The organism is Bacillus sp. ISL-75, assembly GCF_018613095.1.
The window spans coordinates 17,553-32,382 of record NZ_JAGGQX010000030.1; the positions used below are offsets into that span (position 1 = coordinate 17,553).

Below are 14,830 nucleotides of genomic sequence, written 5' to 3' on the forward strand. Positions count from 1 at the left end.
AGCCTTGTAAAACAATAAAATAAGACTTGTCTATTTGCACAAATAAATAGTAGATTTATTATTAATTTGAATGATGATTTATTTGTAAGACAATTATACAATATAAATGTAAACGGTTACTAGAAATAAACAAGAAGAAACGTTTAGATGGAGTTCCAATGCCAAATCGGAAGAACTAGGAGGAACAAAAATGTTTAAACCAAAAGGAGTCATTCCTGCGTTAGTAACACCGTTGGACAAAAGTGGGAAATTAATGGAGGATGCACTCAGAAAATTAATTGACTACACCATTTCAGGTGGTGTCCATGGGCTGTTTATTTTAGGAAGCAGCGGTGAAATTTATGGATTAACGAATGAGCAAAAACGCCGTGTTGTTGAAGTGACAGTTGAACACACAGCAGGTAGAGTCCCTATTTATTGTGGTGCAAGTGAAATTACCACTCGAGACTGTATCCAAACAGCACAGATGGTTCAGGAAATCGGGGGCGTGTCAGCATTATCTGTCCTTACTCCTTATTTTTTGACGCCAAACCAAGGTGAATTAATGGACCATTTTAAAGCGATTGCAAAATCGACAGATCTACCAATTATCCTGTATGGAAATGAAGCACGAACCCAAGTGAAAATCGATGTCAAGACTTGCGAGGAATTAAGCAAGGTGGACAACATTATCGGAATTAAAGATAGCAGCGGGGACATGACCAAAATGGCTGAGTATCTTCGAGTTACTGATCGTAAGACATTTTCTGTTCTAGCAGGTCGTGACACCCTCATTTACTCAGGGCTCTGTCACGGGGGAACTGGTGCCATTGCAAGTACAGGGAACATCGCTCCAAAATTAGTTTCAGAGATTTACAATACTTTTGTGTCAGGTGATCATCAAAAATCACTAGAATTGCAATTAAAGCTCTCACCATTACGACTCTGTGTCGATAAAGCGACCTTCCCAGTTGTCTTAAAAGAAGGATTGAAAATGGTCGGCATTGATGTAGGTTATGCATTAGCACCAGCAGGAGAGATGAGTCCTGAAAGTAAGCGATTATTAGCAAATGTACTGAAAGATCTAGAATTATATCAAACACATTAATTCCTAGCGGAAGGAAGTAACCACTATGCCATTAGTATATGTTGCATTAGCAGTTGCCCTCATACTTATTTTGATGATTCCACTTAAAATGAATGGATTTATTGCCTTAATCATTGCTGCTTTATTTGTAGGTTTTCTCCAAGGTATGCCAATAGAAAAGTTGATGGAATCCATTTATGGAGGAATTGGTGGACAACTCGATGACCTGCTGTTAATTCTAGGTTTTGGAGCCATGTTAGGAACAGTAATGGCAGATGCCGGAGCTGCTCAACGAATTGCCAACACTTTAATTGATAAGATGGGTGTTAAACGAGTACAAATCGCCATGTTGATTGCTGCTTATATTCTTGGAATTACAATGTTCTTTGAAGTCGCATTTGTATTATTGATTCCTCTAGTTTTCACCGTTGCTCGTCAAACAAAATTAAATTTACTTTGGGTAGCAATTCCAACAGCAGTTGGATTATCCACAACACATAGTTTTCTACCGCCGCATCCAGGACCAGCTGCAGTAGTAGGGGTTTTCGGATCAAGCATGGGCTTAACATTATTATACGGACTCATCATTGCCATTCCTGTTGGTGTTTTTATCGCATTAACTTGGCCAAGATTGCCATTCATTAAAAAGATGAATCCAAGCATTCCAGAAGGACTTGGAAGTTCGAAAATTTTTAAAGATGAAGAAATGCCAAGCTTCATGGCAAGTATTACTTCTGCCCTTATCCCTGTTGTCTTAATGGGAATATCTGCAGTATGTGAAGTAGCACTACCAGAAGGAAATAGCTTTAGGCATATCATGGAATTCTTTGGTTCTGCTACAATCGCCTTAATGATTTCACTTTTACTTTCATTCTATCTTCTTGGCACTAGAGTAGGCCGTTCATTAAAAGATGTCATGCAATCATGTGCAAATAGTGTAAAACCGATGGCAATGATCATTCTTGTAATCGGTGCAGGCGGTGCGTTTAAACAAGTACTAGTTGATAGCGGCATTGCTGATTATATCAAAGATTTAACTGGCGGATGGGATATTTCGCCTATCATCCTTGCTTGGTTAATTGCAGCATTGTTACGTATTGCCCTTGGTTCAGCAACTGTAGCTGTAATGACTGCAGCTGGTGTGGTTCTGCCAATCGCACAATCTTCTGGTGTTAGTATGGAATTAATGACTCTTGCCGTTACATGTGGTAGTGTCGCATTCTCACACGTTACTGACCCTGGGTTCTGGATGTATAAAGAATATCTCAACTTATCAGTTGGTGAAGCGATTAAAACAAGAACCACTTATACAACAGCACTCGCAATCCTTGGTTTAGCAGGGGTATTAATCCTAAATATGTTTGTTGGCTAAAAAATATTAAAGACTAAGCTGGAAGTAAAAAAGACATTTTTACTTCCTCTTAGATCATACTTCAGGAGGAATAAAAAATGAAAATTGGATTTATTGGACTCGGAATTATGGGTAAACCGATGAGTAAAAATTTAATCAAAGCAGGATATCAATTAATTGTAAGTGATTTTAATAAAGAGGCTGTTCATGAATTAGAATTATTAGGGGCTGAACTCGGTTCTACTCCTAAAGAAATCGCTGAAAAATCTGATATTGTCATTACAATGCTGCCAAACTCTCCGAATGTAAAAGCAGTAGCCTTGGGAGAAAACGGATTAATAGAAGGTGCACACGAAGGATTAGTATATATTGACATGAGTTCTATTTCACCAGGTGTTTCCCGTGAAGTGTATCAGAGATTAGCTGAAAAGGGCGTTGATATGCTAGATGCACCAGTTAGCGGAGGAGAACCAAAAGCTATTGATGGTACGATGTCTGTCATGGTTGGCGGAAAAGTAGAAGTGTTTGAAAAATGTAAAGAAGTTTTAGATGCAATGGCTGGTTCCGTTGTGCTAGTGGGTGAGATTGGTGCTGGAAATATCACAAAGCTTGCCAACCAAGTTATTGTTGCTCTAAACATCGCAGCCGTTTCCGAAGCGTTTGTTTTATCTCAAAAAGCAGGTGTGGAACCAGCAGCAGTATTTGAAGCAATCCGCGGCGGATTAGCTGGAAGTACTGTTCTTGAAGCAAAGGGTCCAATGATGCTAGATCGTAATTTTGATCCTGGTTTTAGAATTAACCTTCATATTAAAGACCTTACAAATGCGCTTGAAACTTCACATGAGTTTGGGGTACCACTTCCATTAACATCATCTGTCCTAGAAATGATGTATGCACTTAAAGTCGATGGACATGAGTTCGAGGATCACAGCAGTCTTGTGAAGTTCTATGAAAAGTTAGCAAACATAGAAGTAAGTCGCTAGTTCTTATTTAGGGTAAGGGAAGTGTTTCAATATATACCACTTCCCTTACCAATAAAATCTACTAAAAAATTAGATTGGAGACTTCCTTATGAATAAAGTTCAGACCCAAGTTAATGTTACTCCAGTTGTCACAGAAATGTCCGTATACTCTGTTGCAGGTCGAGATAGTATGCTTTTAAACTTAAGTGGTGCTCATGGTGCTTATTTTACACGTAATATTGTCATTCTAAAGGACAGCAATGGAAATGTTGGTGTTGGAGAAGTACCTGGCGGTGAGGGGATACGCAAAACTTTAGAAGATTCCAAACCACTTGTATTAGGATCATCGATTGGAAACTATAATAATATCTTAAATAATGTAAGAAAAACGTTTGCAGGTCGTGATGCTAGCGGACGTGGATTACAAACCTTTGATTTAAGAATAACGATTCATGCAGTAACTGCTATCGAAGCTGCTTTACTAGATCTTTTAGGAAAGCATTTAAATGTACCAGTTGCAGCTCTGTTAGGTGAAGGTCAGCAGCGTGATAAAGTAAAAACACTAGGTTATCTGTTCTACATTGGTGACCGGAATAAGACTGATTTACCTTATTATAGTAATCAAGATTCTGATGTAGATTGGTATCGAATTCGTCATGAAGAAGCGTTAACACCGGAAGCAATTGTTCGTCTTGCAGAAGAATCTCAAGCGCTTTATGGCTTCAAAGACTTTAAGCTAAAAGGCGGCGTATTAGAGGGCAAGGAAGAAATGAAAGCCATCAAAGCATTAAAAGAACGTTTTCCTGATGCAAGAATCACTCTTGATCCAAATGGAGCATGGTCATTAAAAGAAGCAGTTGAGCTATGTAAAGATATGCATGGAATTCTTGCTTATGCTGAAGATCCTTGCGGTGCTGAAAATGGTTATTCTGGACGTGAAATAATGGCTGAGTTTAGAAGACAAACGGGTCTTCCAACAGCAACGAATATGATTTCAACCGATTGGCGTCAAATGGGCCATACCATTTCCTTACAATCAGTAGATATTCCACTTGCCGATCCACATTTCTGGACAATGCAGGGTTCAGTACGTGTAGCGCAAATGTGTAATGAATGGGGACTAACATGGGGCTCCCACTCAAACAATCATTTCGATATCTCATTGGCTATGTTTACACATGTTGCCGCTGCAGCTCCTGGCGAGATTACTGCAATAGATACTCACTGGATTTGGCAGGAAGGGACAGAACGGTTAACTAAGGAGCCATTCCAAATTGTTGACGGTGACATTACAGTTCCTAACAAACCAGGTCTAGGCGTTGAAGTGGATATGGATCAAATCATGAAAGCACATGAAATGTATAACAACATGGGACTAGGCTCTCGCGATGATGCAGTCGGAATGCAATTCTTAATTCCAGACTGGAAATTCGATAATAAACGTCCTTGTTTAATCCGATAAAAAAATTAGGGTGGCTGAAAGGTCACCCTAAACTTTTTAATCTTAATACAAGGTTGCGACATAACTAAAAAACCATTAAACTCATACTTTGTCATAGAACGGTTGAGTAATTATTTATTAATTTTCTACTTTAAATGTAAAGGACAGATTACTATGAAGTTTGTGTTAGCGCCTGATTCATTTAAGGAAAGTATGACAGCGAAAAATGCTGCCCTTGCTATGGAGAAAGGAATCCAAAAGGTTTTCCCTGATGCGGAATGCGTAATCGTGCCAATGGCGGACGGTGGGGAAGGAACCGTTGAGTCTCTTGTTAGTATGACTAATGGAGAAATCATCAAAACTGAAGTTCTAGGACCTTTAGGAGAGAAAAGATTTGCGGAATTTGGTCTTTTAGGAGAAGGGCATACAGCGGTTATTGAAATGGCTACAGCGAGTGGATTAGAATTAATCCAACCAGAGGAACGCAATCCATTAATCACAACAACATACGGTACCGGTCAGTTAATTAAATCTGCCCTAGACAAAGGTGTAACCCGTATCCTTATAGGAATTGGCGGAAGTGCAACCAATGACGGCGGAGTTGGAATGCTTCAAGCTCTTGGAGTTTCATTTAAGGATAAGAACGGAGAAGAACTTGTCTTTGGCGGCGGTGCGTTGGGTCAATTACATTCCATTGATTTGAGTGGATTAGATGACCGAATTAACCAAGTCAAAATTGATGTAGCCTGTGATGTCACGAATCCACTAATTGGAGAAAACGGTGCATCCGCAATCTTTGGCCCACAAAAAGGTGCAACACCTGAAATAGTCCAACTTCTTGATCGAAATTTAACTCTTTATGCTGACTTAATCAAGCAAGAACTCGGAAAGGATATCGCACATACGGAAGGTGCAGGAGCCGCTGGTGGTCTAGGTGCAGGGTTAATGGCATTTCTAAATGCTCATTTAAAAAAGGGCGTCGAACTTGTAATCGAGTATACTGGACTTGAGGAAAGAGTCAAGGGTGCAGACTATGTTTTTACTGGCGAGGGCAGTATTGATGGCCAAACCTTATTTGGGAAGACACCGTTTGGCGTTGCTACCATCGCACAGAAATATTCTATTCCAGTTATTGCATTTGCAGGTAAAATTGGAACTGATGTCGAGCCATTATATGATCATGGATTCACCGCAATTATTGGAATTTTAACTGGTGTTACATCTTTAAATGAAGCACTAGAATCAGGTGAAGCTAATCTTGCTTTCGCAGCAGAAAATATTTGCCGGGTATTAAAATTATAATATTTATCCAAAAAAAGTAGCTGTCGAGTTTTCGACAGCTATTTTTCATATAAATTGTTGCCTAATATAGGTATAATATTATTAGTCTTACAAATAAATACAAAAAATTCAAGGAGCGAAATGATGGTTGGTTCTCCGAAAAAAATAATTGTAGAATCCGTAAATCGAAATACCTTATCGAAGCAGGTTGTTGAAAGTATTATTAACTTATTAATTAGTGGACAATTGAAACCAGGTGATAAATTGCCGACTGAAATGGAACTAATGGAAGTTCTAGATGTCAGCCGGCCAGTGTTACGTGAGGCTTTAAGTTCACTCGATACACTTGGTGTAATAACACGTAAAACCCGTGAAGGAACTTTTTTTAACAATAAAATCGGCAGTCATCCATTTTCAGTCATGTTAGCTTTGGCCCATGATAATTTGCCAGCAATCATAGAGGCACGGATGGCATTAGAACTAGGATTAGTGACACTTGCAGCAGAGAAAATAAGTGAGAAACAGCTTTCAAAATTAAAAGAGACGATTGATATTATCGCCAACAGCAAAGACAATAACTATGTCGAAGCGGATAAGGAATTTCATCAAATCATTGCCTTAAGTGCAGATAATCCAATTGTCGAAGGAATGATCGATTCATTAATTATCACGATTAGAAAAATCGATAGCGAAATTACCTATCGTGAGCGTGATCGAACACTCCAACAACACATTGCTATATACGAAGCTTTGGAAAAAAGGGACCCTTTTGAAGCATTTCATCACATGTTCCTACACCTTGATTCTGTACGACAGAAACTATTGAAATAAAACGAAATTTTAAGCGGTGTCAGGCACTTTATTTTGGAAAATTCTCAAAATAAATTTTATTGAAAGCGTATGCTATAATGGTGGTAAAAACAACAGCAAGGAGAAATCGCTATGTTGAAAGATATTTTTATCGGCTTATCTCAAAATCAATTTTTAAATAATACAGCTAAAAAATACGGCCTAAAATTAGGTGCACAAAGTGTTGTGGCTGGAACAAATATACCTGAAATGATTAAAAGTATTAAGGAACTTAATGCTCAGGGAATCTCTTGTACTGTTGATAACTTAGGAGAATTCGTTTTTAAAGAAGAAGAGGCGACAGCTGCGAAAGATCAAATCCTAAAAGTAATCGACGCGATTCAGGAGAATAAAGTGGATGCACATATCTCCTTAAAACCAACTCAAGTCGGATTAGATATTGAATATGAATTTTGTCTAAATAATGTAAGAGAAATCGTCGATCAAGCACATCGATACGATATTTTTGTCAATATTGATATGGAGGACTTCAAACATCTGGAGCCAACATTTAATTTATTGGACGACCTGTCGCTGGAATATAATAATGTTGGAACCGTGATTCAATCTTATTTCCACAAAGCACAAGAATACCTTGAAAGATATAAAAATTTCCGTATTCGTCTAGTTAAAGGTGCCTACAAAGAGTCAGCAGAAATTGCCTATCAAGATAAGAAGGATATTGATGCAAACTTTATCAAGATTACCGAATGGCATCTATTAAATGGTAAATTCACTTCGATTGCCACACATGATCATCGAATTATTAATCATGTGAAAGAATTTGTTAAGAAGCACGATATTTCGAATGAGAAATTCGAATTTCAAATGCTTTATGGGTTTAGGAAAGATATGCAGCTGCAACTTGCCAGTGAAGGATACAATTTTTGTACCTATGTACCTTTTGGTAATGACTGGTATGGTTATTTTATGAGACGGCTAGCTGAAAGACCGCAAAACTTAAATCTTGTCGCTAAACAAGTTTTTAATAAAAAAACGAACACAGTGATTGGTGTAGCAGCAGGAGCATTTCTACTAGGAAGAATGACGAAAGCCGATAAGAAAAAACGTCGTTAATGACCTAAATTCTTCATGAACAATAGGCATTCTTTCAACCTCCCATTTCAGATGGGGGGTTTTTACTTTGGGGGTGGAATGTTTTTAATTTTCTAGGCCTCTTTATTTTTATTTGCATACTGAGTATGTAAATTATGAAGGAATTGGTACCTTTTATTGGTTCAGAAAAATAAAAAAAACAGTGGGGTGTACTATGTCGTTACAGTCGGGTTGGTATTTCAATCTTACAACTGCCTTCAGAAAAACAGGAGACACTGCGCACCACGTTAACCACACTTTTTGGGATGTTAGATCCAAGTAAATCTACGAGATTCATTCGCATATTAAAAGACACATCTGAATATGCACGCAATACTTTCGAAAAGACAAAAGGTATGCCCGTTACTTCTGTTGGCTTCTGTTTAGGAATTTTGATTATTCAATCTAAATATTTGTAGTTCAAAATAAATCGGAGTAAAATAATATTATACCTTTGGTAAGGATAGAAACCATTAAAAGGTAATTAATTGGACAGAGTTACAATATTTTTTTATTTCCATATCCTACTTAACAAATGGGAATTATCGGGTACTGCTTATCTATTTAATAATGGACCATGTAACTAATAATATTGAATAGAGGTGTTCATGGATGTTAGATAAATTGTTTTATAAAACATTATTGAAAAAGACTTTTTCCGATCCTGTAAAGGTTACCTTCTGGGATGGAGAAACCATCCAGTATGGAGAAGGCCATTCACATTTTTCCCTCAATATTCGCGACAGCATTCCAAAAGGAGAGTTGATCCAAAGCCCTTCCATTGCCTTTGGAGAAGCCTATATGAACGGTATTCTCGAGGTGGAAGGGAACGTCAAGGACGTGGTCACTTCTATGTACCGAAGCCAGGAAGGGTTTCTTGGTAAGAGTAAATTTGCTACCGAAGTTTTAAAGAAATTTTCAAATACAACCAAGCGAAGCAAAGAAAATATCGCCTTTCATTATGATATTGGGAATGACTTTTATAAGTTATGGCTAGATGAAACAATGACTTATTCATGCGGATACTTTCAGACTCAGGGCGATTCTCTTAAAACAGCACAGCAAAATAAAGTGGCGCATATTCTGAAAAAGCTAAATCTACAGGAGGGTCAAAGACTTTTAGACATTGGATGTGGCTGGGGAGAGTTAATAATAACTGCAGCTAAACGCTGTGGCGTTAAAGCTAAAGGTATCACATTATCAGAGGAACAGTATGCACGCATACAGGAACGCATTATTGAAGAGGAATTAGGGGATTTCGTAGAAGTTCAATTAATCGATTACCGAGAATTGAAAAAGCAGAAGTTTGATCGTGTTGTAAGTGTTGGAATGCTTGAACATGTCGGCCAGGACCACTTGTCAGAATATTTTCAGAAGGTAAATGAACTGCTTATAGACGGTGGACTGTCAGTACTTCACACGATTACGTCTCCACAGGAGGGTGGCAATGATGCTTGGATTAATAAATACATTTTTCCGGGTGGTTACATTCCTTCTGTTAGTGAGTTAGTCCAACAAATTGCAGAAAACAATTTCTATTTAACCGATCTTGAAAGTCTCCGTCGACATTATGCAAAAACGCTAGAAATGTGGGCAGAAAACTTTGAAAATGCACTAGAAGAAGTCAGGAAAACAAAAGACGAACGTTTCATTCGGATGTGGAGATTATACTTAAATGCTTGTTCAGCTTCGTTTCAAACAGGGAATATTGATCTCAGCCAATTTATTTTTACTAAGGGGACAAATGATTCCATTCCCTGGACACGCGCTTACATGTATCAATAATCGTATCGTAGTGATTATTTTGAAGAATGTAATTGTTAATACTAAACAATCAAAGCATCGGTATTGGCCGATGCTTATTTATCATTTAATGGAATAATGACGAGAGAAAAGCAGGTGTTTAACTCCTTCTGAGGAAAAAAAAGGCCCTAGCCTTTGAAAGTTATTTTAATAACTATAAAGGTGTTAGGCACCAGTCTTAACTGCATTATATGAAAAATTACTGTCATCCCATTGGAAAATACCTTCTTGAAGCTTGATTGTGGAATCAAAAGGGCAAGTAATGGCCAAAGCACTATCTGTAGGTGTTTCATCTAGGCAGTTATTCTTTTGATCCAACAATTCTTTTTTAAGACGATGCATGTCGAGTTTTGAAGCGACACGAAGAATTTTATCAAGCGTTATCTTCTTTTCACTAATTCCATGACTGTTACAAATGCTTGTTTGAAAACTCTTGTTATATTGGATCATCATATGCAAATCATTGATACAGGCTACGCCAAAAACCTCTTTTATTACGTCCTCATAGCGCAGCTGGGTGCCAGTTGCAAATTTAATAATATTCTTTTCAGGATTTTCTAAGAAATAAACCGTTTCAATAAAATTTTCCATATTAACACCCTTTCTATATTTAAAATTCTGTTGCCGAGTCATTAAGTTGATTTTCCAATGAGTCAGTTTTAAGAAACTTATGGCTATTTGAGTCGATTAGGAGCTACTCCCCTTAGTGTTACTCACTGAAAAATCAGTAGGTTATTTTTATTATAACATATTTTGAATGTGTTTGCTGATTAAACTCGACATATGTAGATATTTGTCGGAAAACTTATTTTCTCACCTAATTTGGTGAGTTTTTTATTTCTAAAATATTTATATTTAGTAGAACGACTTACCAATAATAACATGTTGTTAACTAATAGTTTAATAAAGTAATATTTTAATATAAGGACTGCATACTCATAAGAACGGAGAATGATTTTGAAAAAATTAGGCGCAGGTTTTCTTGCCTTTATATTATTAATTAACGTGCTCATATTAAGTGTATCTGCCGAAAAAATAGAACCAAAGATTAAAGTAAAACTGGTCAATTATCTTGGAAATAAAACGGAGATAACGATAAGACCTACAGGCGATTACATCGTTGAGCAATCAACTGTCCGCTTAACTACCGGAAAGTCTTATCTCGTAAAATACGATAATAACAAAATTACTATTTTAGATGGAACAACACCACTTTTTACCGCAGACACATTAAGTCTATTACCCTTAAACGAAACAAACTATCTATCTATTAATAAACTAAATTATTTAGGTTCATTTCAATTTGTCCCCGAAAATTCAAAGTATGTGCGGCCAATTAACGAAATCTTCTTAGAAGATTATTTAAAAGGTGTCGTACCTTCTGAGATGTATGCGGAATGGAACCGGGAAGCTTTAAAAACACAAGCGGTTGCAGCTAGAACTTATGCTTTAGCCTATCGAGCAGTAACGATCGATGATACGATTAACTACCAAGTGTATGGTGGATACAATTGGCATCCTAATAGCACAGCAGCAGTAGATGAAACAAAAGGGGAAGTATTAAAGGTAAATGGACGCTTAATCAGTGCAGTTTTTTCTGCCAGTAATGGCGGGAAAACAGAATCGAATGCAAATGTTTGGGGCTCAACACCTGTCTCATACTTGATTATTAAAGAAGATGAATTTGATGCAAAAACTGCTTGGAATTTTTCTGTAAAAAAACAACAATTCAACTCGGTCAATTTGCCATGGAGTCAAATGAAGGAAAATGATACAACGATAACAAACACAATTAAAGCATGGATGGAAAATCATGGCTATGCCGGAAAAGAAATTAAAATAACAGCAGTACCTGTATTATCTTTAAACATACCAACATCAGGAGGCCGTGTGTCTAAAGGAAATATTACGGTTGAATTTTTTACAAAAGATAAAGTGAACGCAAATGGCTCTTATATCCCGCAGAAGTTCGAATTCAAAAATGTTGCAGCCTCACAGATTCGTGCTATGGTTGGCAATCGAATCATGAAGAGCTATCTTGTATCGAACATAGTAGAGACGGACGAAACAATAACCGTAGAAGGACTGGGTGACGGTCATGGCGTTGGTTTAAGTCAATGGGGTGCACAGAACCGTGCGCTTGATGGTCAAAAATATAATGAGATTCTTGCCTTCTATTATAAAGGAGCAGCAATTGTAAAAGACTATAGTGAGCGACCAACAACGGTTGTACAAGCACCTTCCGAACCAACAGGACAAGCATCTGAAGAACAGACAGTACAAACACCTACAAACCCAGTTGGACAAATATCTGAAGATCTTGCTGAACAGGTACCTGCAGACAAAGCTGTGCAAGCACCAACTGAAACCACTGAACCAACTGTGGCAGCAACTCCGATTTCAGACAAAATTGCTCCAAACATAAGTGAAGTAAAAATCAGTGTAGATTACACGAAAAATAAAGCTTTGATCTCTTTTCATTTCAACGAGAAAGCAAAAATAACTGTTTATCTTAAAGACAGTAAAGGTAAGATTATAACGTATCTTTCAAAAGATGCTTCAACAAATGCAGGCACCATTAAAAAAGAATATACCATTAATTCTTTACCAAACGGTAAATACTATGCAGGAATCATCACTACCGATATGAGTAATAACAGATCTTCGACATTGCCAGCGTTCGAAGTGAAAAAAGTAGTGGCTGTAAAAGACAAGACCGCTCCCAAATTTAGCAGCGTTAAGGCAAGTGTAGATAACACAAAAAATAAAGCCGGTATTTCTTTTAAAACAAACGAAACTGCATATGTAACCGTCTATATAAAAAGTAGTACGGGTAAAACCCTTAGCTACTTGAAAAAGGACGTTATAACAAAAGCAGGTACAATCAACCTAGGATATAGCACTGCCTCCCTTGGAAATGGGAAATACTCTGTAGTGATGGCAGCGACAGACACAAGTAAAAATCGTTCGAGCGTGACAACTACTTTCGTTGTAAAAAAAATGGCCAAACCAAAAACAGGAAAAGTAACTGTATCACGTCTTAATGTACGTGCAACAACATCAACCAAAAGCAAGGTAATTGGTACTTTAAAGAAAAATCAATCAGTAACCATTGTCTCAACAACAGGTTCATGGAAAAAAATCAAATTTGGTAAAGCCACAGGTTATGTTTCAAGTAAATATATAAAATAAAAAAGGCAGAGACCTCTCTCTGCCTTTTTGGTTTATTTAGCATGTGTGATTACACCTTTCATAGTGGAGGGTTCTTTTTCCAAATCTAACAGTTTTTCCTTCATATCTAAACCGCCGCGAAAACCAGTTAACTTCCCGTTCTTACCAATCACACGATGACAAGGAACAGTAATTAATATCGGGTTTGCCCCAATTGCAGCGGCAACGGCACGTACCGATTTAGGTTTCTGCAGGAGTTCCGCGATTTCTGAGTAAGTATGTGTGCATCCATAGGGAATTTCATTTAATACGTTCCAAACAGATTGTTGAAAGAGAGTCCCGTGAAAATCGATTGGAAAGGTAAAAGACGTGAGCTTTCCTTGAAAATATTCGGTGAATTCGTCTACAAAAGGTTGTAATTTTCTATCATCACGCTCCAAAAGGTGATGCGGGAGTTTTTTTTGGACCCAAGTCACCAGTTCTTCGAAGTCCTTATGATTGGACCCAACATAACAAAGTCCATCTACCGTTGCTGCGAGATACATTTTCCATGGACCATATACAAACAAACTCCAATAAATTTTCTCCATTGTATAAAACTCCATTCTTTATTCCTTTCGGATCATATGGCGATACTCTGATGGAGTATGGCTGGTTATTTTTTAAAAAGTGTAGCAAGATGGGTCGGGTTTGGGATACCGACTAACATACTGATCTGTTAGACCATTCGTCTCCGTTCGTAACTCCTGTAGTGTTTCTATACTCTTTACCATATCACCTTGGAATCAGTATACCTCTATTAAGTAAGGGAAGTAAGCTATTTTGAATATAAAAGCAAGATTACAAAGGTAAATGTAAGCGCTCTAAAATAGTTAAAGAAATATTCACAGGATTTTAGAAGAATTTGTTATAAAATAGAAGTATGTTAAATGTTTCACATACTAAATGGTTCATTTAAAAAGGAGTATATCATATGGGATATAGTAAACCCGAAACAATCATGGAAATTACCGTTGAAAATGGAGTGAAAAAATCAAAATACCCTCCTTTACAAACACTGATATTAGGTTTTGAAGCAGGTGCGTTCATTGCTTTAGGTTATTTACTTTTCATCCGTGTCACAGCAACTTTAACAGGAAATTTAGAGGGGTTAAGCAGTTTGATTGGTGCGTCTGTCTTCCCAATCGGCCTTATCCTCACCTTGCTTGCAGGTGGTGAGCTATTAACAGGAAATATGATGGCTGTGCCGCTAGCTCGAATGGCGAACAAGATTAGCACTAGACAGGTTGTCTATAACTGGTTTCTTGTTACGGTGAGTAACTTTATCGGAGCTATTTTTGTAGCATACTTTTTTGGACATCTGGTTGGACTTACCGAATCCGGCCCCTTCTTGGAAAGAACGATTAGTATTGCTGACCATAAATTAGAAGCAACCTTTCTCCAAGCATTCGTTTCGGGGATTGGCTGCAATTGGCTGGTGGCAGCGGCAGTGTGGCTTTGTTATGGGGCAGACGATATGGTCGGAAAAATTGCAGGTATTTGGTTTCCAACGATGGCATTTGTCGCAATCGGATTCCAACACGTTGTAGCGAATATGTTTGTGATTCCTGCAGCAATATTTGCCGGCCATTTTACTTGGCTAGGATATATTGAAAATTTTATCCCTGTCTTTCTTGGCAATGCGGTTGGCGGATCTGTCTTTATCGCACTCGCATATTGGCACGCCTATAAGAAAAATGAACGAACATATTCGGAACCAAAAGTGGTTCAACCAATGATGAAAAGCAGCGTAAGATAATTTACAGGTCAAA

At 37.6% G+C, this 14,830-nt stretch carries 12 protein-coding genes; 10 read left to right on the plus strand and 2 right to left on the minus strand.

Annotated features, from left to right (window positions below):
- Window positions 1-190 precede the first annotated feature (190 nt).
- The 8 genes from dapA (at window position 191) to J7E63_RS13845 (ending at window position 9,830) form a co-directional block, all read left to right on the plus strand.
- On the plus strand, window positions 191-1,087 hold the full coding sequence (dapA, locus tag J7E63_RS13810; protein ID WP_215013172.1) for a 4-hydroxy-tetrahydrodipicolinate synthase: 897 nt from the start codon (window positions 191-193) through the stop codon (window positions 1,085-1,087).
- Between the two features lie 25 nt (window positions 1,088-1,112).
- Complete coding sequence (locus J7E63_RS13815) at window positions 1,113-2,438, plus strand: gluconate:H+ symporter (protein WP_215013174.1); 1,326 nt, start codon at window positions 1,113-1,115, stop codon at window positions 2,436-2,438.
- A gap of 77 nt (window positions 2,439-2,515) precedes the next feature.
- Complete coding sequence (gene garR / locus J7E63_RS13820; RefSeq protein ID WP_215013176.1) at window positions 2,516-3,400, plus strand: 2-hydroxy-3-oxopropionate reductase; 885 nt, start codon at window positions 2,516-2,518, stop codon at window positions 3,398-3,400.
- A gap of 88 nt (window positions 3,401-3,488) precedes the next feature.
- On the plus strand, window positions 3,489-4,841 hold the full coding sequence (gudD, locus tag J7E63_RS13825; RefSeq protein ID WP_215013183.1) for a glucarate dehydratase: 1,353 nt from the start codon (window positions 3,489-3,491) through the stop codon (window positions 4,839-4,841).
- A 153-nt stretch (window positions 4,842-4,994) separates the two neighbouring features.
- Window positions 4,995-6,122: a glycerate kinase gene (locus J7E63_RS13830; protein WP_215013185.1), complete on the plus strand. Its 1,128-nt coding sequence runs from the start codon at window positions 4,995-4,997 to the stop codon at window positions 6,120-6,122.
- A 123-nt stretch (window positions 6,123-6,245) separates the two neighbouring features.
- Complete coding sequence (locus J7E63_RS13835; RefSeq protein ID WP_215013525.1) at window positions 6,246-6,932, plus strand: FadR/GntR family transcriptional regulator; 687 nt, start codon at window positions 6,246-6,248, stop codon at window positions 6,930-6,932.
- A 111-nt stretch (window positions 6,933-7,043) separates the two neighbouring features.
- Window positions 7,044-8,027, plus strand: a complete 984-nt coding sequence (locus J7E63_RS13840; RefSeq protein WP_215013187.1) for a proline dehydrogenase family protein — start codon at window positions 7,044-7,046, stop codon at window positions 8,025-8,027.
- 630 nt (window positions 8,028-8,657) lie between these two features.
- Window positions 8,658-9,830 carry an SAM-dependent methyltransferase gene (locus J7E63_RS13845; RefSeq protein WP_215013189.1) on the plus strand — a complete coding sequence of 391 codons (1,173 nt, stop codon included), beginning with the start codon at window positions 8,658-8,660 and terminating at the stop codon, window positions 9,828-9,830.
- 183 nt (window positions 9,831-10,013) lie between these two features.
- Here J7E63_RS13845 and J7E63_RS13850 read toward each other — a convergent pair whose 3' ends face one another.
- Entirely contained in the window at window positions 10,014-10,439 is a 426-nt protein-coding gene (locus J7E63_RS13850; RefSeq protein WP_215013191.1) for a hypothetical protein, read from the minus strand.
- 366 nt (window positions 10,440-10,805) lie between these two features.
- Here J7E63_RS13850 and J7E63_RS13855 point away from each other — a divergent pair, with 366 nt between their 5' ends.
- Complete coding sequence (locus J7E63_RS13855) at window positions 10,806-13,040, plus strand: SpoIID/LytB domain-containing protein (RefSeq protein ID WP_215013200.1); 2,235 nt, start codon at window positions 10,806-10,808, stop codon at window positions 13,038-13,040.
- 32 nt (window positions 13,041-13,072) lie between these two features.
- Here J7E63_RS13855 and J7E63_RS13860 read toward each other — a convergent pair whose 3' ends face one another.
- Window positions 13,073-13,624: a methylated-DNA--[protein]-cysteine S-methyltransferase gene (locus J7E63_RS13860; protein ID WP_215013202.1), complete on the minus strand. Its 552-nt coding sequence runs from the start codon at window positions 13,622-13,624 to the stop codon at window positions 13,073-13,075.
- Window positions 13,625-13,992: 368 nt separating this feature from the next.
- Between J7E63_RS13860 and J7E63_RS13865 the strand changes: the two genes are divergently transcribed.
- Complete coding sequence (locus J7E63_RS13865) at window positions 13,993-14,817, plus strand: formate/nitrite transporter family protein (protein ID WP_215013204.1); 825 nt, start codon at window positions 13,993-13,995, stop codon at window positions 14,815-14,817.
- Window positions 14,818-14,830: the final 13 nt, after the last annotated feature.

Coding starts and splice junctions, on each gene's coding strand:
- J7E63_RS13815 (WP_215013174.1), top strand. CDS start 1,113: ATGCCATTAGTATATGTTGCATTAGCAGTTGCCCTCATACTTATTTTG.
- gudD (WP_215013183.1), top strand. CDS start 3,489: ATGAATAAAGTTCAGACCCAAGTTAATGTTACTCCAGTTGTCACAGAA.
- J7E63_RS13830 (WP_215013185.1), top strand. CDS start 4,995: ATGAAGTTTGTGTTAGCGCCTGATTCATTTAAGGAAAGTATGACAGCG.
- J7E63_RS13840 (WP_215013187.1), top strand. CDS start 7,044: ATGTTGAAAGATATTTTTATCGGCTTATCTCAAAATCAATTTTTAAAT.
- J7E63_RS13850 (WP_215013191.1), bottom strand. CDS start 10,439: ATGGAAAATTTTATTGAAACGGTTTATTTCTTAGAAAATCCTGAAAAG.
- J7E63_RS13860 (WP_215013202.1), bottom strand. CDS start 13,624: ATGGAGTTTTATACAATGGAGAAAATTTATTGGAGTTTGTTTGTATAT.
- garR (WP_215013176.1), top strand. CDS start 2,516: ATGAAAATTGGATTTATTGGACTCGGAATTATGGGTAAACCGATGAGT.
- J7E63_RS13835 (WP_215013525.1), top strand. CDS start 6,246: ATGGTTGGTTCTCCGAAAAAAATAATTGTAGAATCCGTAAATCGAAAT.
- dapA (WP_215013172.1), top strand. CDS start 191: ATGTTTAAACCAAAAGGAGTCATTCCTGCGTTAGTAACACCGTTGGAC.
- J7E63_RS13865 (WP_215013204.1), top strand. CDS start 13,993: ATGGGATATAGTAAACCCGAAACAATCATGGAAATTACCGTTGAAAAT.
- J7E63_RS13845 (WP_215013189.1), top strand. CDS start 8,658: ATGTTAGATAAATTGTTTTATAAAACATTATTGAAAAAGACTTTTTCC.